At 69.1% G+C, this 19,163-nt stretch carries 18 protein-coding genes; 8 read left to right on the top strand and 10 right to left on the bottom strand.

Annotation, left to right across the window (positions count from 1 at the left end):
* Positions 1–64: 64 nt before the first annotated feature.
* Complete coding sequence (locus ACZ7KI_RS21915) at positions 65–292, top strand: beta/gamma crystallin domain-containing protein (RefSeq protein WP_470274951.1); 228 nt, start codon at positions 65–67, stop codon at positions 290–292.
* 2 nt (positions 293–294) lie between these two features.
* On the opposite strand, the gene yidC is transcribed toward ACZ7KI_RS21915, so the two are convergent.
* Together yidC and ACZ7KI_RS21905 are read right to left on the bottom strand one after the other, a co-directional pair.
* Entirely contained in the window at positions 295–1,134 is an 840-nt protein-coding gene (gene yidC, locus ACZ7KI_RS21910) for a membrane protein insertase YidC (protein ID WP_470274950.1), read from the bottom strand.
* A gap of 69 nt (positions 1,135–1,203) precedes the next feature.
* Positions 1,204–1,560, bottom strand: a complete 357-nt coding sequence (locus ACZ7KI_RS21905; RefSeq protein WP_465503376.1) for a DUF6412 domain-containing protein — start codon at positions 1,558–1,560, stop codon at positions 1,204–1,206.
* 98 nt (positions 1,561–1,658) lie between these two features.
* On the opposite strand from ACZ7KI_RS21905, the gene ACZ7KI_RS21900 reads away from it, so the two are divergent.
* The 3 genes from ACZ7KI_RS21900 to ACZ7KI_RS21890 all read left to right on the top strand — a co-directional run bounded on the left by ACZ7KI_RS21900 (position 1,659) and on the right by ACZ7KI_RS21890 (position 5,464).
* Complete coding sequence (locus ACZ7KI_RS21900) at positions 1,659–3,278, top strand: ABC-F family ATP-binding cassette domain-containing protein (RefSeq protein ID WP_470274949.1); 1,620 nt, start codon at positions 1,659–1,661, stop codon at positions 3,276–3,278.
* Positions 3,279–3,358: 80 nt separating this feature from the next.
* Positions 3,359–4,372, top strand: a complete 1,014-nt coding sequence (locus ACZ7KI_RS21895; RefSeq protein WP_470274948.1) for a YdcF family protein — start codon at positions 3,359–3,361, stop codon at positions 4,370–4,372.
* A gap of 267 nt (positions 4,373–4,639) precedes the next feature.
* Positions 4,640–5,464, top strand: a complete 825-nt coding sequence (locus tag ACZ7KI_RS21890) for a class I SAM-dependent methyltransferase (RefSeq protein WP_470274947.1) — start codon at positions 4,640–4,642, stop codon at positions 5,462–5,464.
* Positions 5,465–5,468: 4 nt separating this feature from the next.
* Here ACZ7KI_RS21890 and ACZ7KI_RS21885 read toward each other — a convergent pair whose 3' ends face one another.
* Positions 5,469–7,070, bottom strand: coding sequence for an ABC-F family ATP-binding cassette domain-containing protein (locus ACZ7KI_RS21885; RefSeq protein ID WP_470274946.1), 1,602 nt, complete (start codon positions 7,068–7,070; stop codon positions 5,469–5,471).
* Between the two features lie 385 nt (positions 7,071–7,455).
* Between ACZ7KI_RS21885 and ACZ7KI_RS21880 the strand changes: the two genes are divergently transcribed.
* A complete protein-coding gene (locus tag ACZ7KI_RS21880; protein ID WP_470274945.1) occupies positions 7,456–8,295 on the top strand; it encodes a DUF2382 domain-containing protein in 840 nt (279 codons plus the stop codon).
* 46 nt (positions 8,296–8,341) lie between these two features.
* Here ACZ7KI_RS21880 and ACZ7KI_RS21875 read toward each other — a convergent pair whose 3' ends face one another.
* Positions 8,342–10,042, bottom strand: a complete 1,701-nt coding sequence (locus ACZ7KI_RS21875) for a serine/threonine-protein kinase (RefSeq protein WP_470274944.1) — start codon at positions 10,040–10,042, stop codon at positions 8,342–8,344.
* On the bottom strand, positions 10,039–10,818 hold the full coding sequence (locus tag ACZ7KI_RS21870) for a hypothetical protein (RefSeq protein WP_470274943.1): 780 nt from the start codon (positions 10,816–10,818) through the stop codon (positions 10,039–10,041). Before ACZ7KI_RS21870 ends, ACZ7KI_RS21875 begins: the two co-directional genes overlap by 4 nt.
* Before the next feature lie 340 nt (positions 10,819–11,158).
* Here ACZ7KI_RS21870 and ACZ7KI_RS21865 point away from each other — a divergent pair, with 340 nt between their 5' ends.
* Complete coding sequence (locus tag ACZ7KI_RS21865) at positions 11,159–11,815, top strand: hypothetical protein (RefSeq protein ID WP_470274942.1); 657 nt, start codon at positions 11,159–11,161, stop codon at positions 11,813–11,815.
* 123 nt (positions 11,816–11,938) lie between these two features.
* On the opposite strand, the gene ACZ7KI_RS21860 is transcribed toward ACZ7KI_RS21865, so the two are convergent.
* Entirely contained in the window at positions 11,939–12,913 is a 975-nt protein-coding gene (locus tag ACZ7KI_RS21860) for a TerC/Alx family metal homeostasis membrane protein (RefSeq protein ID WP_470274941.1), read from the bottom strand.
* A gap of 193 nt (positions 12,914–13,106) precedes the next feature.
* Positions 13,107–13,910 (bottom strand): LLM class flavin-dependent oxidoreductase, encoded by an 804-nt coding sequence (locus tag ACZ7KI_RS21855; protein WP_470274940.1) that lies wholly within the window; start codon positions 13,908–13,910, stop codon positions 13,107–13,109.
* A 521-nt stretch (positions 13,911–14,431) separates the two neighbouring features.
* On the opposite strand from ACZ7KI_RS21855, the gene ACZ7KI_RS21850 reads away from it, so the two are divergent.
* Positions 14,432–14,866, top strand: coding sequence for an SRPBCC family protein (locus ACZ7KI_RS21850; RefSeq protein ID WP_470274939.1), 435 nt, complete (start codon positions 14,432–14,434; stop codon positions 14,864–14,866).
* On the opposite strand, the gene ACZ7KI_RS21845 is transcribed toward ACZ7KI_RS21850, so the two are convergent.
* The 3 genes from ACZ7KI_RS21845 to ACZ7KI_RS21835 are packed head-to-tail and all read right to left on the bottom strand — an operon-like array spanning position 14,850 to position 17,970.
* Positions 14,850–16,097, bottom strand: a complete 1,248-nt coding sequence (locus ACZ7KI_RS21845; protein WP_470274938.1) for a glycosyltransferase — start codon at positions 16,095–16,097, stop codon at positions 14,850–14,852. The two genes, ACZ7KI_RS21850 and ACZ7KI_RS21845, sit on opposite strands and share 17 nt — an antisense overlap.
* Positions 16,094–16,927 (bottom strand): SDR family NAD(P)-dependent oxidoreductase, encoded by an 834-nt coding sequence (locus tag ACZ7KI_RS21840; RefSeq protein ID WP_470274937.1) that lies wholly within the window; start codon positions 16,925–16,927, stop codon positions 16,094–16,096. The genes ACZ7KI_RS21845 and ACZ7KI_RS21840 overlap by 4 nt, the downstream gene beginning before the upstream one ends.
* On the bottom strand, positions 16,924–17,970 hold the full coding sequence (locus ACZ7KI_RS21835; protein ID WP_470274936.1) for an alpha/beta hydrolase: 1,047 nt from the start codon (positions 17,968–17,970) through the stop codon (positions 16,924–16,926). Before ACZ7KI_RS21835 ends, ACZ7KI_RS21840 begins: the two co-directional genes overlap by 4 nt.
* A gap of 448 nt (positions 17,971–18,418) precedes the next feature.
* Between ACZ7KI_RS21835 and ACZ7KI_RS21830 the strand changes: the two genes are divergently transcribed.
* Positions 18,419–19,159: a hypothetical protein gene (locus ACZ7KI_RS21830; protein ID WP_470274935.1), complete on the top strand. Its 741-nt coding sequence runs from the start codon at positions 18,419–18,421 to the stop codon at positions 19,157–19,159.
* Positions 19,160–19,163 lie beyond the last annotated feature (4 nt).

Here is a 19,163-nt window from a genome sequence, read left to right as displayed (position 1 = left end):
GTCGAAACGCGGAACAGGCAGTGTCGCCATCGGCGAGGTCGCCTGCGGCAACCGGGACGATTTCGTGAAGCTGGACATCTCGTTCGGCAACGGAATGGGTACCAACCGGTGCTTCGCGAACGCCGGCGTCACGGGGACGAACATCGGTGGCGTCTACAACGTCTTCTCGGGCAACAACAAGGTGACGGTCAACTACGAACGCAACGGCCACTACGAATCGCCGACCCTCGGATACTGGCAGGGCGTCGGCTTCTCCGGGACCGTACGGGTATACGAAGTCCGCATCTGGTGACCTCAGCCCCGCCGGGGCTTCTGTCCGGGGCGCGGGGCGGTCACCTTGGACTTCACGACCACCCGCGCCGCCTCTTCCCTGTCGAGCATCTTGGTGAGGAAATGCTGCTGTCCCAGCGTCCACACGTTGGTGGCCAGGAAGTACAGCAGGACCCCGATCGGGACGGGGAAGAACGATCCCGAGACCAGCATCCCGAGCGGCGCCAGGTACATCATCAGCTTGGCGATCCCCGCGGCCTGCGGAGCGGCCGCGGTCTGCCTGTTCATGCTCAAGCGCATCGAGAAGAACGTGGCCAGGCCGGCGACCAGCATCAACGGAATCCCCACGGCGAACATATGGGCGTGGTCCGTGCCGAACGCGGCCAGCTCCGCCGCCGGCTGGGAAAGCCAGTTGCCGAGTTTCGCGCCGAACACCCCGGCGTTCAAGAAGGATTCGACCTCGGCGCGATCGAAAACGTGATTCGACTGGGCGCCGGGGGTGAAGTCGCGCAGTACCCAGTACAGCGACAGGAACACCGGCAGCTGGACCAGCGCCGGGAGGCAACCGCCCAGTGGGCTCGAACCGTTGTCGGCGTGGAGTTTCTGGATCTCCTTCGCCATCCGCTGGCGATCCTTGCCGTACTTCTCCTGGATCTTCCGCATCTGCGGGGCGAGCGCCTGCGTGCGGCGGCCCGCGCGCAGTGCGCTGAGGGCGGGTTTGACCAGCAGGAGACGCAGGGTGAAGACGAGGAACGCGATGGACAGCACCCAGGCCGCGCCGAAGCCCGGACTCAGAACCGTGCCGAAAACCTTGTGCCAGAACCAGAGAATGGCGGAAACGGGGTACAGAAAGACATCGAACATGACCAGGTCACTCCGTCGTTTGAAGGTGTATGGGCAGGAGTGACTGCCTCACCTTCGAACAAGGAGAAGTCAGGCAGCCACGATGCCCCGTGACGGAGCCCGTGGCCGGACGCGGCCGCGCGCGTCGGGGTCGCGCAGGCTCAGGAACAGCTGAGCGCGTTCGCGCAGGCTGATGGCGCGCACCTTCATCGCCGCGGCCGCCGGTTCCAGGCGGAAATGCGCGGCGAGCGCGAACAGGATGACGGCGAGCGACGCGGTCATCGTGGCGGCCAGCCCCAGCGGGTTTGCGACCGCGACCGACGCCGTCAGCGCGGTGGCCAGGCTCAACGGGTTGGATCCGCTGACAACCGGGAGGACGACGAACAACTCCGGCAGGAACAGCGCAAGCATCAGCTTGAGCCGCATACCGAAGAGGGTTCGTTCCACGTCGTAGACATTACCGAACAAACCGATATTGCGTTGCGGGGCGTCCTCCGGCGAAGGCAGTCTGTCGAAGTTCGCGCACCGACAGTCGGGATAGCACCATGGGGCATGTGGAAGTCGCGCACGTCGAGTACCACCTGCCCGACGGGCGGCTGCTACTCGGCGACGTGTCGTTCCGGGTCGGCGAGGGCAGCGTCTGCGCGCTCGTCGGCGCCAACGGCGCGGGAAAGACGACCTTGCTGAGGCTGATCTCGGGCGAACTCAAACCCGACGGCGGCTCGGTGACCATCAGCGGCGGCCTCGGGGTGATGCCCCAGTTCGTCGGCTCGGTGCGCGACGAACGGACCGTGCGGGACCTGCTCGTCTCGGTGTCACCGGAGGCGTTGCGCACCGCGGCCCGCGCGGTCGACGAGGCCGAACTCGCGTTGATGGAACGCGACGACGAAGCGGCCCAGATGGCCTACGCCCAGGCTCTCGCCGACTGGGGCGACGCCCGCGGCTACGAGGCCGAAGTCGTCTGGGACAAGTGCACGACGGCGGCGCTCAACCTGCCGTACGAGAAGGCACGCTGGCGGGAGGTCCGCACCCTCTCCGGCGGCGAGCAGAAGCGGCTGGTCCTGGAGGCGCTGCTCCTCGGCGGATCCGGTGTTCTCCTGCTCGACGAGCCGGACAACTACCTCGACGTCCCCGGCAAACTGTGGCTGGAGGAGCGGCTGCGCGAGACCTCGAAGACCGTGCTGTTCGTTTCCCACGACCGGGAACTTCTGGCGCGGGCGGCGAAGAAGATCATCAGCGTCGAGCCCGGTCCCGACGGCGGAGACGTCTGGGTGCACGGCGGCGGCTTCGACACCTATCACCAAGCACGCGCGGAGCGTTTCGAACGCTTCGAGGAGTTACGCCGCCGCTGGGACGAAAAGCACGCCCAGCTCAAGAAACTCGTCGCCGACATGCGCCAGTACGCCGCGCGCAGCGATGAGATGGCGTCGCGCTACCACGCCGCGCAGACCCGGCTGCGCAAGTTCGAGGAGGCCGGTCCGCCCGCCACTCCCCCTCGCGAGCAGAAGATCACCATGCGCCTGCGCGGCGGCCGGACCGGCCTCCGCGCCGTCACCTGCGAAGGCCTCGAACTCCGCGGGTTGATGGACCCCTTCGACCTGGAGATCTTCTACGGCGAACGGGTCGCCGTGCTCGGCTCGAACGGCTCCGGCAAATCGCACTTCCTGCGGTTGCTGGCAGGCGAGGACGTCGCGCACGACGGGCGGTGGAAGCTCGGTGCCAGGGTCGTCCCCGGCCACTTCGCGCAGACGCACGCCCATCCCGAACTGCTCGGCCGCACTCTCGTCGACATCCTCTGGACCGACCATGCGCGGACCCGGGGGCCCGCGATGAGCATCCTGCGCCGTTACGAACTCGACGGGCAGGGTGACCAGCGGTTCGAGAAGCTGTCCGGCGGCCAGCAGGCGCGGTTCCAGATCCTGTTGCTGGAGATCGGCGGTGCCACCATCCTGCTGCTGGACGAGCCGACCGACAACCTCGACCTCGCGTCGGCGGAAGCGCTGCAGCAGGCGCTGGAGTCCTACGAAGGGACGACGGTGGCGGTGACGCACGACCGGTGGTTCGCGCGGTCGTTCGACCGTTACCTCGTGTTCGGAACCGACGGCAAGGTACGGGAGACCGCCGAGCCGGTATGGGACGAGCGGCCGGTGCAGCGAGCGCGGTGACTCCGAAAGGGGGCGTGGCCGCGGTGTGATTCAATGCCGCCGCACCGCGTGCCGACATCGTCCGAAGGCTGGAGTTTCTCGTGAGGGCCGCCGTAATCCCCTTCGCCATCGCGGCCGTGTGCTGCGTGGCGTTCCTGGTGAGCTTTCTTCGCGATCGGCGCCGGCTGCGCAACGGCTTTTATCTCTTCTTCGCGCTGCTGTTCATCGGCGTGACGCTCATCGCGCTGCTCGCCTCGGTTTCGCCGGCGGCAGCGGGAATGATCGCGGTCGGCCTGATCCTGCTGATCGTGCCCACGGTCCTCGCGCTGACGGTCTTCCTGATCTGCAACGGCATCACCATGCTCCGCCGCGAGGGGCGCAGACCCGCCAACGTCCTGTCGCTGCTGACCGGGATCGGGATCTGCGCGCTGATCGCGTTCAACGCGACGGTCACGCAACTGGCCTGGGAACCTCTCGACATCCTCCGCGGCAGCCTCAACGGAATCGTCGTCTACGTTTCGTTCCTCTTCGTCTGCTTCCTTCTGTACTCGATCGTCTACGGCCGCATCGGCACCGAGAAGGACGTGGACTTCGTCGTCGTCCTCGGCTCGGGTCTGCTGGACGGGCACCGGGTGCCGCCGCTGCTGGCGGGCCGTCTCAAGCGAGCCAAACGCGTCGTGGACACCGAGGCCCACCGCGGCGGGGAGCCGATGGTGGTCACCTCGGGCGGGCAGGGACCCGACGAGGATCTGCCGGAATCCCACGCCATGGCCGATTACCTGGTCGAGGCCGGGTTGCCGCGGGAACGGATCCTGCTGGAGGACCGGTCGACGACGACGTTCGAGAACCTCACCTTCAGCGCCGAAATCATGAGGCAGCGGAAGCCGGACTACCGGTGCACGGTCGTCACGAACAACTTCCACGTACTCCGCGCCGCCCTCATCGCCCGCCGGACCGAGGTGAACGGCCAGGTCATCGGTTCGCCGACGGCGTGGTACTTCTGGCCGAGCGCCACCATCCGCGAATTCGTGGCCATCCTGGTCGACCACAAGATCAAGAACCTGATCATCTGCGGGTTGATCGTCCTTTCCCAGGTGTCGCGCGCGTTCTTCTGAGGGAGCCGCGGCTTGGTGTCCGCGTCCATGAAGGAATTGGGACGTTGAGTGTCCAGAGTCCTTCATGGACGAACCCGGCGGGACGGTGGCCTGGCTAATGTGGCACCGCACTCGCGTGCTCAGAACCGGATCTCGCGTGCTTGAAGCCGGAACTCACGTGCTCATTAGAACCATCGTCACCACTCACGAGCACGCCGTTGGAAGCCACGTGACAAATCCCGGATCGTCGTTTGACACAGCCGTTTTCGCCGGGTCATCGTCCTGCGGATGAGCGCTTACACCCAGCAGGCGATGGCGCTGCTGTTCGACCGGACGGCGAAGACCTACGACGCCCTCGGCGTCGACTTCTTCGGCGCGTTCGCCGAGGAACTGCTCGACCGGGTCGGGCTCGCCCCCGGTCAGCGGGTGCTGGACGTCGGCTGCGGACGCGGCGCGGTGCTGTTCCCGGCGGCCGAGCGGGTCGGCGCGGACGGTTCGGTACTGGGCATCGACCTGTCCTCCGCGATGATCGAGCGCACCGCGAAGGACATCGAGGACCGCCGGGTGGCCAACGCCTCGGTTTCCCTTATGGACGCCCAAGAACCGACGTTGCCCGACGCCGGCTTCGATGTGGTCCTCGCGTCGTTCGTGGTGTTCTTCCTGCCGGATCCGGTCGCCGGTCTGCGGTCATGGCATCGTCTGCTCGAACCGGGCGGTCGGCTGGGGGTGACCACGTTCGGCGGTGACGATCCCCGGTGGGCGGGCGTACGGGAGGTGTTCAAACCGTTCGTGTCGCCGGAGCTGGCCTGGACATTGGCCGTCCGAGCCGGGCTGTTCGCCACCATCGAGGGGTTCGACCAGGCTGTGGGGTCGGCGGGCTTCACCGGTGTGACGTCGGTGGAACGCGTCTATCCGGTGAAGTTCGCCGACCCCGGGCGGTGGATCGCCTGGTCCTGGTCGCACGGCCAGCGGATGTTCTGGGAACTGGTGCCCGAAGACCGCCTGGACGCCGTCCGCCGCGCCGTGCTCGCGGAGCTGGAGCCGCTGCGTGAACCCGACGGGAGCGTGGTGCTGGCGCAGACCGTGCGCTACACCATCGCCCACCGCGGTTGACGGCTCAGAGCGCGAGCCGCGGCCAGGATGCCGTGTCCCGTGACAACTGCCGGTCGTGCGTGGCGATCACCACCGCGGCCGGGGTGCTCCCGAGCGCGACGGTCAGCTCGTCGACGAGCGTGACGGAAAGGTGATTGGTCGGCTCGTCCAGCAGCACCACGTGCGGACGACCGGCCAGCACGAGTGCCAGGTCCAGCCGCCGCCGGGCACCGACCGACAGTTCGGCCACCGGCCGGTGCCGGTCGTACCCGCTGAGCAGGCCCAGTTCACCCAACCCCGGGCCAGGCTCTCCCGCCCTGGCGAGCTGTTCGTCGTACAGCTCCATCGCCGTATGCCTGCCCGGCAGTGCGGATTCCTGCCCCAGCCGACCGATCCGCGCCGACCGGGAGCGGGTCACCGTGCCCGTACTCGGCTCCAGATCCCCGGCCAGCACGGCCAGGAGCGTCGATTTTCCGGTGCCGTTGGATCCGGTGACCACGAGCCGGTCGCCACTGTCCAGCGCCAGCCCGACCGGACGCGCGAGCCGCCCGGTCACCGTCACACCGTCGGCCCGGAGCAGGGTCGAGCCGCGACGTTCCGGCAGGTCTGGCATGGCGAACCGGGTGGGCGGCGGCGGGACGGCCACCACATGTCCGGCCAGCTCCTCCTGCCGCCGGTGGACCGCGCGGACCAGCCCCGGCGCGCGAGTGGCACGGACGTGCCTGCCGGTGCCCTTGGGCGGCCGCCAGTTGTCGCGCAGCCGGTTTCGCGCGGCGGACAGGTCGTCGGCGAGCCGCTGCCGTTCGGCGAGCTGTTCGGCGTGCGAGGCCTCCCAGCGAGCACGTTCGGCTCGACGAGCCTCGACGTAGGCGGCGTAGCCACCGCCGTAGACCCGAGGCCTGCCGTCGCTCGACGGGTCGAGGTCGAGCACCGTGGTGGCCACATCCGTGAGCAGTGCCCGATCGTGACTCACCAGGACGACCACGCCGGGGTAGGCGCGCAGTCGCTCGGTGAGGTGATCGAGCCCGGCGGCGTCGAGGTGGTTGGTCGGTTCGTCGAGCAGCAGCACGGCGTGTCCGGCCCCGAGCAGGCAGGCCAGCCGCACCCGGTGGCGCTGCCCGACCGACAGCGTCCCGAGTGGACGATCGCGGTCGTCGACGGCGTTCAAGGCGGCCAAGGACACCTCGACCCGCCGGTCGGCGTCCCACGCGTCGAGGGCCTCGGCGTCCGCGAGCGCCTCGGCGAAAGCGTCGTCCGCGCCGGGACGGCCATCGGTGAGCGCCTCGGTGGCGGCTTCCAGCCGAGCCAGTGCCACGCGGACGGTGGCCAGTTCGAGGTCGATCAGATCGCCGACGGTGTCGGTGGCGCCGAGCGGGATCTGCTGGTCGGCGACACCGGCCGAGCCCGCGCGGTGCACTTCGCCGCGGTCCGCGGCCAGCTCACCGGCGAGTACCCGGAGAAGGGTGGTCTTGCCGCGCCCGTTCTCCCCGACGATGGCGACCCGGTCACCGGCGGCGGCGACGAGGTCGACCCCGGAGAGCACGGGTCGTCCGCCGAACGAGAGATGGACGCCGGACAGGCGGACGTGTGCCGCGCGCAGCGGCGCGGGCGAAAGAGGGGATGACATGAAGGAACTGCCTCCGGTGAAAGTGATGAGCAGGAAGAACGAATTCCGGTACCGCGGCTCGCGGTACCGGTGGAGGCGTCGTTCCTCAGAGGAACAGCAGTTGCTGCATCACGGTCGCGAGAGTAGGACAAGCCCCGGAGGCCGCGCATCCGATTTTCGGAAGGCACTTGGCCGGAGATCACACCTTCGCGCCAACCCTTCACCCGCCGATCACCGCGAGGGCACCCGCTTCCACCTGCTACGACACGCTGGGCCTAGCCCGTACGCACGTCTTCAAACCACCACTTTCCGGGGTCACCCACAGGGGCACCACGACGGTTGCCATGATCACTTTCCCGGCCGACGGTGGGCATCTCAGCAACATCGTTCGGGAGGAGCAAGATCGATGGCGAAGACCATGCAGCCGCAGGAACTCATCGACAGTGCCGTGGTCGACCCGACGGGCACCAAGCTCGGAAAGGTCGGGAACGTCTACCTCGCCGATGCGACGCACCAGCCGGAATGGATCACCGTCAAGACGGGTCTGTTCGGCACCAAGGAGAGTTTCGTCCCGCTCTCGGGCGCGCACGCGGACAAGGACGGCGTGCACGTCCGCGTCGACAAGGATGCCGTCTCGGAGGCGCCCCGCATCGAGGCCGACGGCCATCTGTCCATGGAGGAGAGCGCGCGACTGTACAAGCATTACGGGTTGCCGATGCCGCGGACGTCCCCGGACGGCCGGATGGACGACCGGGCGCAGGGCCGAGGCCGCGGCGGAATGGACGCGGGCGCCAAGCCGGGTCAGGGCGCCATGGGCGGCACCGGTCGCGGCAAGCCCGGAATGGACGCCGGCACCGGCAAGAAGGACCGCGACGCCGAGCACGCCATGACGCGCTCCGAAGAGCGGTTGAACGTCGGCACCGAGCAGGTCGAGACCGGCCACGTGCGGCTGCGCAAGTACGTCGTCACCGAAGAGCAGCAGATCACCGTGCCGGTCAGCCACGAAGAGGTGCGGATCGAGCGGGAACCGATCACGAACCCGGGTGGCGAACGGATCGAGATCGGCGAGGACGAGCAGGATGTCGTGCTGCATGCCGAGAAACCGGTGGTGAGCAAGGAAACCGTCCCGGTCGAGCGGGCTAGGCTCCGCACCGAGACCGTCACCGAGGACCAGACGGTCTCCGGCAAGGTCCGCAAGGAACAGTTCGAGGTCACGGACGACGACGGCAAGCACCGCAAGTCCTGATCCCCGGACACCGGGGGCGGCCCGCGAAACCGGGCCGCCCCCCTGGTCAGCGGGTCCGGAGGCGTCGCGCCCGGGCGGCCGCGACGACGAAACCGGCCGCCACCGCGCCCGAAAGCGCGCAGCCCGCCCCGAACAGTGGCGCGGGCTCGTGCGCGCGCAGCACCGTCGCACACAGCCACGCCGTGGCGCCGAACAGCAGGCCGAGCACCGGACCGGTGACGAGCGCGCCCCGCCAGCGGTGGCCGGTGCGGAGCGTCCGCAGCCCGGATTCCAGATACGCCAAGGCGAACAGGGCGAGGATCAGGCTGCCGGCCCCGAGCGCGCTCGCGAGCGGATGCTGCCGGGTGAGCAGGGTGAACGTCTGGGGTACGCCGTCGGTCGTCACCGTGGCGGTGACGGCCCCGCCGACGATCCACCGGGTGAGCCCCGGGAACCGGAGATCGGCCCGGAAGCTGTCGCCATCGGGTTTCGGCGTCGCCGTCGCGGAACCCAGCGGGATCCCCGCGGCCGTCAGGTCGAGGCTCAGCTGCTGCGGGTTGCCCGCGCCGGTCACCGTGAACGTCTTGCTGAGGTCCACCTCCACCGGCGAGGTGAGGAGCACGCCGTCGAGCGCCATGAGCCTGGCCTCGTGCGGCAGCCGTTCCGGGTTGAGCAGGGTCAGCACCACGAGCGCGATCGCGGCGACCCCGGCGGCGAGCCTGAACCAGAGCACCGCGCCCGGCTTCCCGGTGGGCCGGGGCTCGGGTTCGAACGACGCGCGGGTCGCCGACAGTGTCGGATCCGGTGTGGCGCGGCGAATCGGCCGGGTCGGCCCGTCCCCGGCCGGAACCGGCGCCGCGACCGGCGTGCTGAGCGCGGAGATCACCCGAGGCGTGAGGTGGCGGACCGGCACCCGGGAACGTTCCAGCCAGCCGGGCCCGTAGACGGTGGTGGCGGCCGAGGCGAGGTCCGCCGCGAACGTCTCCGCGTCGCGGTAACGGGAGTCGAGTTCGCGCGCGAGTGCGCGCATGACGACCGCGGCGATCGGCGCCGGCACGCCGTCGATCGGGCGCGGGTCGGTGAACATGTGCTGGCGCATCATGCTGATCGCGCCCCGCGTGTTGTCGAACGGCAGCTTCCCCGACAGCAGCTCGTAGAGCACCGTGCCTGCCGAGTAGACGTCGGCGGCGGGGCTCAGCGCGTTGCCCATCGCCTGTTCGGGTGCGATGTAGGCGGGAGTACCGAGGACTTCGCCGCCATGCGTGACGAGCGTGGCGCCTTCGCTGATCACCTTCGCGATACCGAAGTCCGCCACCTTCATCACGCCTTGCGTGGTGAAGAGGAGGTTCTTCGGCTTGACGTCCAGATGCAGCACTCCGGCTTCGTGCGCCGCGTGCAGCCCGGCGAGCATCGCCAAGCCGATCGCGCAGGCCTGCTCCGCGCCGACTTCCCCGCTTTGGAAGCGGCTGTGCACAGTGCCGCCGTCAAGGCGTTCCATCACCATCAGATGCTCGCGGCCGGTGCGCACGTAGTCGTAGACGGGCACGATATGCGGATGGTCGAGGCTGGCCAGCACGCGCGCTTCGCGGTCGAAGAGCTCACTGCTGACGGCGTGGTTCAGCACGTCCCATGGCAGCTGTTTGATGGCGACGTCGCGGTGCAGCGACCGGTGGACACCGGCGAAGACGACCCCCATCCCGCCCTGTCCGATCGCGGCCCCGATCTCGTACTGCGGCAGTGCGGCGACGACCTCGGCGGGTGCGCTCATCGGTTGAATTCCTTGGTGCCGTCGGGAAAGCGGACCGTCTCGTCGTCGGCGGGCCCCGGCGCCGGATGCGGGGTCAGGTAGCCGAGCAGGAACGCGATGACGGCGGCGCCGAGGACCACCGGGATCTCGATCGCCGGTTCCGGCGCGACCAGCCGCAGCACCGACAGCGAGACGACCGCGACGAGGCCGGTGCCGAATCCGGCGGGCAGGAAGCGCAGGCTGCGGCGCCAGCGGTTGGACGGCAGGCGATGGCGGGCGAGCGCGAGCAGGGCGGTCAGCCACGCGAGCACGGTGAGCACGAGCATCGCGAGACCGAAGGCGCCGTAGACGGACCAGAAGGAACCGCGGACGTCGGCGACCGTGGCCGCCTCGCCGAGGGTGACACGCTGCGCGTCGAGCAGTTCGACCGTCGACGGGAGCAGGCCGATCGCCTGTCCGTCGAGGTCGGCCATGTCCAGCACGAAGGTCCGGGTGACCCGGCTGTGCGCGGGAACCTCGAACGGGGCCGTGGTGTCGTAGGCGAAGAACGTCAGCGCCAGCGCGACGCCGGACACCCGCACGCTCCGGACCTTGACCGTGGTCCCACCGCTGTTCGTGGCGGTGACGGTGAGTTCGATCTGCTTGGCCGGATCGACCGTGACCGTGGCGTTCGTGATCGGCAGGTCGTCGAGGGTGACCGCGAGCTCGAGCCTGCCACTGTCCGCATCGGCGGGTGGTGCGCCAAGGAGGATCGCGCACAGACCCAACGCAACCCCTGCCGCGATGACACGTCCCATTTTGCGTATCCCCTGTTTCGCGATATCCGACGGTCCGGAATGCTACAGCGAGTACCTACCGGAGAGGGACGTCCCAATGCGTATCGTGGTTCGGCTGGTTTTCGGGGTCGTGACCGGATTGCTGTTTTTGATTTCCCTGGTGGGCACGGGTAACGCGCAACAATCTCCTTACCAGTCCACGGTTGGTTTGAAACCTTCGAGTGGGGCCGCCAGGAGTTCTTTTACCATTTCCTGGAATTTCTACCCGTGCAAAGGACCGGTTTCTTTCACGTGGTCGGGAACCGCACTCGCGTCGGCCGACGCGTCGCCGCAAATCCCCAGCGGGCAAACACCGGCGAAGGTGCCCGGCAACGCGACGCCCGGCAGCTACACGGTCGCCGGCAACTGCACGAACGCGCGGACCGGCGGGCCGCTGACCGGGAGCGCGACGTTCCGGGTGACCGGGACGGTGACCACGGTGCCACCGACGACGAAGGTGCCTCCGACCACGAAGCCGACCGTCCCGGTGACCACCCCGACCAGGCCGGGAACGACCACCACGCCAGCCACCCCGGTCACCACGACGACCCCGCCCCCGGAGACGCCACCGACGACGCCATCGTCCACAACGGACACTCCCCCGCCGTCGACGGACCTCCCTTCGCCGAGCAGCACCCCGCCCGGCCCGAACGACCTGATCCTCGACCGGCCGAGCGTGCAGCCCGGTGATCGGCTGTCGGCGACCGGAAAGGGCTGTGTGCCCGGCAAGGCCGTCACGCTGACCTCGGACGGCGACCGCGTCGGCAGTGCCTACGCCGACGACACCGGGGCGTTCACCGCGCCGGTCGAGTTCACCCGGATCGAGGCGGGCAAGCACATCGTCGTCGCAGACTGCGGTGTGCGGCTGACCGGTGCCGTCGAGCAGGTCGTGACCAGTTCGTCCGGCGGGCACAGTGGAACACTGGTGGTGCTCGTGTTCTTCGTGCTGGCCGGGATCACCGTCCTGCGCTTCCCCTGACGGCTAGCTCGAGGGTCCGCGCGGTGGCCGCATGGCGGCGGAAACCAGCGCCAACGCGGCGAGGAGGAGCACGACGACGGCGCATTCGAGCAGGAGGCCGACGACGAATTCGGTGATCATCGGTCACTCCCGCTCGGCCGTGGCCGCCTCGCGACGTCGTGCGTGCAGGCTGGTGAAGGTGACGGTGGCGAGCACGACGACGATCACGGCCAGCGAGAGCGGGGTGGGGACCTCCGGCACTCCCGGCCAGATCCCGTGCGCCCAGTGCAGCACCAGCTTCACCCCGATGAAGGCGAGAATGATCGCGAGACCGTGGTTGAGGTGTACGAGCTTCGCCAGCGCCGAACGCAGCACGAAGTAGAGAGCACGCAGGCCGAGCAGGGCGAAGGCGTTGGTGGCGAACACGAGGTACGGGTCCTCGGTGATGCCGTAGACCGCGGGCACCGAGTCGACGGCGAAGACGACGTCGGTGGCGAAGACCGCGACCGCCACCACGGCCAGTGGCGTGAGGGCCCGGCGACCGTCCACGCGGACGGTCAGGCTGGCACCGCGATACTCGTCCGTGACCGGCATCAGCTTGCGCAGCAGACGAACCGACCGCAATTGGGAGAGGTCCCGCTCGGTGTCGCCGCCGGACATCGCCTCCCGCAGGATCTTGACCGCCGAGGCGAACAGGACCAGTCCGAACACGAGGAACGCCCAGGTGCCCGCTGCCAGCATCGCGGCACCGGCGGCGATGAAGATGCCCCGGAGCACCAGTGCGCCGACGATGCCGTAGAGCAGCACGCGTTGCTGCACGGCGGGCGGGACCGCGAAGGCGGCGAGCAGCAACATGAACACGAACAGGTTGTCCACCGACAGGGACTTCTCGACCACGAAGCCCGTCATGAACTCGACCGCCGGGCCGCTGCCGAAGTCGAGCCACAGCCAGAGCCCGAAGAAGACGGGGAGCGCGAGGTAGAACGCCGACCACCCGACGGCCTCCCGCATCGACACCTCGTGCGGACGGCGGGTGAACACGAAATCGGCGACGAGCAGCCCCAGCAGGACCACGATACTGATCGACCACAGCCAGACGGAGCCCACGGATCCGGGCATCAAAGCCTCCTCGAACATCACGTTCGAGGTCTCCTTCACCCATCGCGGGCGGCCTCCCGGGGACACCGGCGGAGTGTCCGTACTGACCGGGCAGACGCTTGGGAAGTACTCCCCTCGCCGCCCAGTATTGATCAAGGGAGGCTGAAAGTAAAGGGTTGTTAAAGGTGTCGTTGGATCGCTGAGCCGGAAACGATCAGGCCGGACCGTCCCGCAATACGCCCCGCACCGCGTCGACGGACAGGTCGTCCCACGGGAATTCGGCCATCCACCAGGTCGCACCCGCCCGCTCGTACGGCGCGAGATCCGTACCCGCCGGGACGCCGATCGCGAAGTCGTACCGCGCCTTGTCGTCGTCGCGCAGCGCGGTGATCGTCTCGACCGCCTCCGCGAACTCGTCCGCGTGCGGCAGGTTGACCGGGAAGAACCCGTCGTAGCGCGCGGCCCTCCGCATCGGCTTCTGCTTCCCGGGAAAGCCCGCCAGCCACACGGGAACCGGCCGCACCGGCCGGGGCAGGAAGGTGATGTCGTCGACCGTGTAGTGCTTTCCGTGGTGCCGCACCGGTTCGCCGGACCAGGCCGCGGTGAGGATCGCGAGCGACTCGTCCAGCATCTCACCGCGTTTGCGATCGTCCAGTTCGTCGCCGGTCTTCGAGAATTCCCCGCCGAACCGGTCGCTGCCGAGCCCGGCGCCGAGGATCAGCCTCCCGCCGCTCAACCGGTCCAGGGTGGCCGTTTCGCGGGCGAGCTTGACCGGGCGACGGCGGGCGAGCGGGGTGACCATCGGGCCGAAGACGAGGTTTTCGGTGGCGGACGCGACCGCTGCGAGGGTGATCCACGGATCGGCGATCGCGCGCACCGGCTCGTTCCAGCGGATGTGGTCCCAGACGAACAGGCCGTGCCAGCCCGCTTCTTCGGCCTCGGCGGCGAGGCGAGCGATGATCACCGGGTCGGCCAACTCGTCGAAGATCGGCAGCCAGAGTGCTGAGCGCAAGGTCATCCTGCGACCTTACGAACCCTGTCGACCCTGTGGGTGCGTTTTGTCAGGCCGCGGGTCCGTGAATCTCAAGGTCAATGCCAGGAACTTAAGGCCGGTGGGGCGGTCGCGTGTCGGACATGTTCGCCCAGGTCGAATGGGGAGAATTCCGGCCGTTGGACGTCCGGAATCCTCCCCGCTCGGTTGCCGGTGCGCAGGTCTTGATCAAGGACGAGTCGAGGTGGGGCAGACCTGATTGCGCCCGCCCGAAACCGCGCAACTTGCCCAAACCGGGCACATTTGTCCCGCAAAGTGTCCCTTATGGACAGTCAAGAACCGGGTGTGCCCCCTTCGCGTGAGCCGCTCTCGCCGGGTCCATCACGGCCGGTTCGCTTTGTCCCGCTCTAGCGGTGGAGCCGACCAGCAGTTATGCGACTTCGCCCCGCTTCGGCCACTTGACAGAGCCCTCCGACGCACTAAGGTTCAACCGACACCTTGCTCAACTCATCGGTTGAATAGACCAGGCCGCGGAAGAGAATCGAACGATGACCGACCTGACGATCACGCGCCTTCTCGACGCTCCGCGCGACCTCGCCTTCCGGGTGTGGACCGATCCGGACCATCTCGCCCGCTGGTGGGGTCCTGCCGGATTCACCGCCAAATCGTGCACGATCAACCTCACCGAGGGCGGCCGGTGGCGCACCTGCATCAGCGACGGCGAGACCGAACTGTGGGCGTCGGGCGTCTACCACGAGATCGTCCCGCCGGAACGGCTCGTCTTCAGCTTCGCCTGGGAGGAGCCGGAAGGCGCGCGGGGGCACGACACCCTCGTCACCGTCGTCCTCGCCGACCGGGACGGCAAAACCGAGATGACGTTCCACCAGGAGATCTTCGAGACCGTGGCGGAACGCGACGACCACGTCGACGGCTGGCAGTCCTGCTTCGGCCGCCTCGCCACCTATCTCACCGAACTCGGCTGACGACGTCCCGCAGCACTTCGCGGGCCCGAGCCACCCCGTCCTCCTCACGCAGCCGCGCGGCGACGTACTGCGCGCCGCGGCGGAAGAGGAGATTGCCGGACAGTTCCAGCAACCGCGCGGTCATGGCGTCCGCGGTGAGGTCCCGGAAGGGCAGCGGCCGGGGTCCGGCGCCGAGACGGGACACCCGATCACCCCAGTAGGGCTGGTCGGAGAAGACCGGGCAGACCAGTGCCGGGACACCCGCGCGCAACGCCGCCGCGGTCGTGCCCGCGCCGCCGTGATGCACCACGGCGGCGGTGCGGGGGAAGAGCCACGTGTGCGGCACGTCCTGGACCGTCAGCAGATCGTCGTCACCGAAGTCGACGTCGGCACCGAGAAGACCGCGCAACCCCACCCGGCGCAACGCGGCGCGGACGGCGGTGAACGCCCGTTCGGTCTCGGACGGGCGCATGCTGCCGAAACCGACGTACACCGGCGGCGGTCCCGAGGCGAGGAAGTCCCGCAGACGCGGCTCCGGCCGCCATCCGGCGGAGGTCTCGAGGAACCAATACCCAGTGACGTGGACGTTGGCCGGCCAGTCCTTCGGCCGGGGCACCACGGCGTCGGAAAAACCGCACAGCACCGGGGTTTCCTTGCGCCGGGGCCCACGCCGACCGGCCGGTGGCAGGCCGAGCGACCGGCCACGCCAGCGGTCCACCTCGGGCCGCAGCAACTGCCAGGCGACGGTGTCGACGGCGTGATAGCTCAGCCATCGCCCGCCCGGCCCGAGCCTGGCCGCCCACGGCAGCAGCGGATGCGCGAACGCCCGGGTCGGCACACTGGGCTGGTAGTGCAGTTCGACGTCGGGGACGCCGAGCGAAGCGCCGAGGTGCGCGCCGAGGAAGCCCAGTGTCGGGGCGAGCACGAGATCCGCCCCCTCCGCTCCTTTGTGGACATCTTCCAGCAGGCGCTCCAGTACCGGTGCCAGAGCACCTCGCAAGCCGCGCAGGAACGTCGCCGGGTTACGCCCTCCTTCCGTCCATTCGCGGCCGCCCGCCGAGCCGAGAACCTCACTGGGATCGGCCGAGAGCGGAGCGAAGCCCAGGCCGTGACCGGTCGCCAACGTCCGGAAGCGTTCCGCGGCCAGTACCCGGACGCGGTCACCGTCGACGGCGAGGCCACGTCCCAAGGCGATACACGGCTGGACATCGCCCCGCGAGCCCGGCGCGACGATGACGACGAGCCGGCTCACCGCTTCGCCGCCGTCAGCCGGTAGCGGAGCCGGAACGGCAGGTTCGCCAGCACGGCCGCGATCCGCGCGTCCCGGCCGACCAGGTAGCGCGGCGCGGGACGGCGGGCGGTCAGCGCGTGGACGACGACGCGCGCGGCCCGCTCGGGCGGAATCCCGGAGCGCGCGGAACGTTCCGCGCTGCGTTCGGCCTCCTCCAGTTGCGCCGCATACCTTTCCCGCGCGGCCTCCGGCAACGCGGCACGCACCTCTTCGGCCGCGGCGCGGGCGCGTGACCAGATCGCGGTGGCGACCGCGCCGGGTTCGACGAGGACGACGCCGACCCCGGACGGGGCCAGTTCCGCACGCAGACTGTCGGTCAAACCGACCAGGGCGAACTTCGACGTGTGATAGGGCCCGACCATCGGCCCGGCGATCCGGCCGCCCATCGATCCGACCGTCACGACGCGGGCGGCGGACGCGGCGCGCAGCGCGGGCAGCATCGCCTGCGTGACGGCGAGCTGACCGGTGACGTTGACCTCCAGCTGCTGCCGGAAATCGTCGAGCGGCACGTGTTCCAGCGGACCGGGCCGGGCCATCCCGGCGTTGTTCACCAGTCCCCGCAACGGTCCCGCCGCCGCGACCTGCTTCCCGCACGCCACGATCGACGCCGCGTCACGGAGATCCATCCGCAGCACGGTCACGGCCTCGCCGTACGTGCGGGCGAGTTCGGTTTCGTCCGCGTCAGTGCGCACACCGGCCCAGACGTGGGCGCCCTTGCGGACGAGTTCGGCCACACAAGCCCGGCCGATCCCGCTGGAGGCCCCGGTGACCACAAAGGACGGACGCGTCACGATGCCTCCCCCGCCTTCACCGGCGCGGACAGCGCGCGCAGCATCCGCGGCCAGGTCTTGTGCAGCTGGTCCTGCCAATATGCCCAGTGGTGCGTGCCGGGTCCGTAGAAGTCCGTCATGACCGGGACGCCGAGCCGGTTCAGCCGGTCCGCCATCGCGGTCGTCTGACCCGAGCAAAGGAATTCGAGCAGCATCGCACCGGGCAAGACGTCGACCGGAAGCTTCCCGTCGAACGGACCCGGCAGGCCGTTGCCCGTCGACAGGTACAACTCCGTGCCACGCAGGCGGTCGGCGTTCACCAGTGGATCGTGCGCGTCCCACCGGGACGCTTCGCGCCGCCGGTCACCCCAGAGCGCCTCGGGGTCCTGCCGGGCCGAGGCGACGATCGCGCTGGTCAGCAGCTCGCCGTACGGACCGGTGGGATTGAGGTTGCCACTGAACGAACCGGCGAACCGGAAGACGCCGGGCCGCCGGGCGGCGAGTTCCACCGCGCCGTAACCGCCGAGCGAAAGCCCGGCCGCCACCCGCCGGCCGTCGCCGCGATAGCCGCGGTCGATGAGCTGCGGGATCTCGACGGCGGTGAACGTCTCCCAGTGATTGAGTACGACGTCCTTGCCGTAATTCCACCAGTCGGAATAGAACCCCGCCGAACCGGAACCCGGCATCACCACCAGGGCGCCGGAGTCGTCGGCGAGCTTCCGGATGTCGGTGTTGGCGGTCCAGCCCCGGTAGTCCTGCAGCCGCGTCTCCCCGGCGAGCAGGTACACCGACGGCCACTTCCGGTCCGGTTCGGCGGCCCAGCCCGACGGCAGGATCAGCCGGACCATCGCGTAACTCCCGACGCCGACCGAGCGCACGGTGAGGTCCAGCATCCGGGGATCACCGTCCACAGTGGTCTGGGCCACGACGTGTGTTCCGTCGTCGGCGCGGGCGTCCGGGACACCGTTCTCTGCCCGCGCCGGGGCGGTGGCGACGCCCGGCAGCAAGCAGGTCACCGCCGCCAGCACCGCGACGGCCCGCAGCCGCCTCGAAGTATCGCGCATACGTAATCCTTTGTCCCGGTCGTTCGATCGAATCTCGAAAATGTGACGGCGATTACTCGCAAATGAAATCAAGCGGTGCGGACACGTTAAGCGGAAGAGCACTCTCCAGGCAATTGTCCTGCCCACAATCCGGGAGGACAATGTGAATGCCAGGGAAACAAAAAATGCGCTCGCATCCCCCGTCCGGGTGACCCGTCCCTTACGGACCGTGAGCGACTGTGGCACGGTGGTACCAGATTGCCTCGCACACCTGCGAAAAGTACGAAAGTCGCAGGTCACCCGTAGTACACGAAGGACATTTACGTTCTCTTGATACCTTCCGGTATTCGATTTCCCGTCGTAGCCTTCGTCGTGCCGCCCGAGTTCGGCGTCCGCTGACGCGACTCTGGCGCCCGCGTCCCACCGAAGGGACCACGCCCCCATCAGGACCCTTCCGAAAGGGCTATTCATGGCTGCCCGAATTCGCCGCACGCCTCGTTTTCCGCCGCCGAAGTGGCGGGGCCGCACAGTCGCGCTCGTCGCCTCCGCCGCCGCGCTGGCCACCATTTCCGGCGCGCCCGGAGAATCGATTCAGGCGGCCGCGACACCGACCACTCCGGCCGCGCCTGCCGCGCCCGCCGCTCCCGCCGTTCCGCCCGCGGCCCTGCTTCCGCCGGAGACCGTCCCGAACGCGTCCGCGCGTGACGGTTTCGACCTGGCCCGCGCTCTGTCCACCTCGGACACCAGAGGCCGCGGGGAGAGCCGGATCGACGTCGACGGTTGCGAAGACGTCGTCCACGGCAAACTGGTCGGCGCCGACGCCACCGGGCAGGGCTTCCAGTCCGCGGTGCCCGGCGGGCAGGTCTCCGAACTCGTGGCACGTACGACGAACCCGCCCGACCTGACGGCGTGGGCCGGCCAGGCCGCGCGGTGCTCGAAGGTGACGGTCGACGACGCGGCCGGTACCGCGTTGTCGACCGTCACCGTCCACCCCGCGCCTGTTATTCCCGGCGCGAAAACCCTTTCCTACCAACAACTCCTGACGCTCCCCGGCCAGCCCCCCGAGCTGCCTGGACTGCGTCTGCGCACCGTCGCCATCGCCGCCGACGACGTACTGGTCGTGCTTCGTGACGCCGGGACCACCGGCCTCGATCTCGACGCCCTCGCCGTCGCCGCGTGGCAGCACGCCGCCGGACCGCTCGGCCGCTGAACCC

It is taken from the genome of Amycolatopsis sp. NPDC039088, from assembly GCF_055598845.1.
The sequence above is the reverse complement of the archived record's forward strand: the minus strand, read 5'-3'. Positions and strand labels throughout refer to the sequence as shown.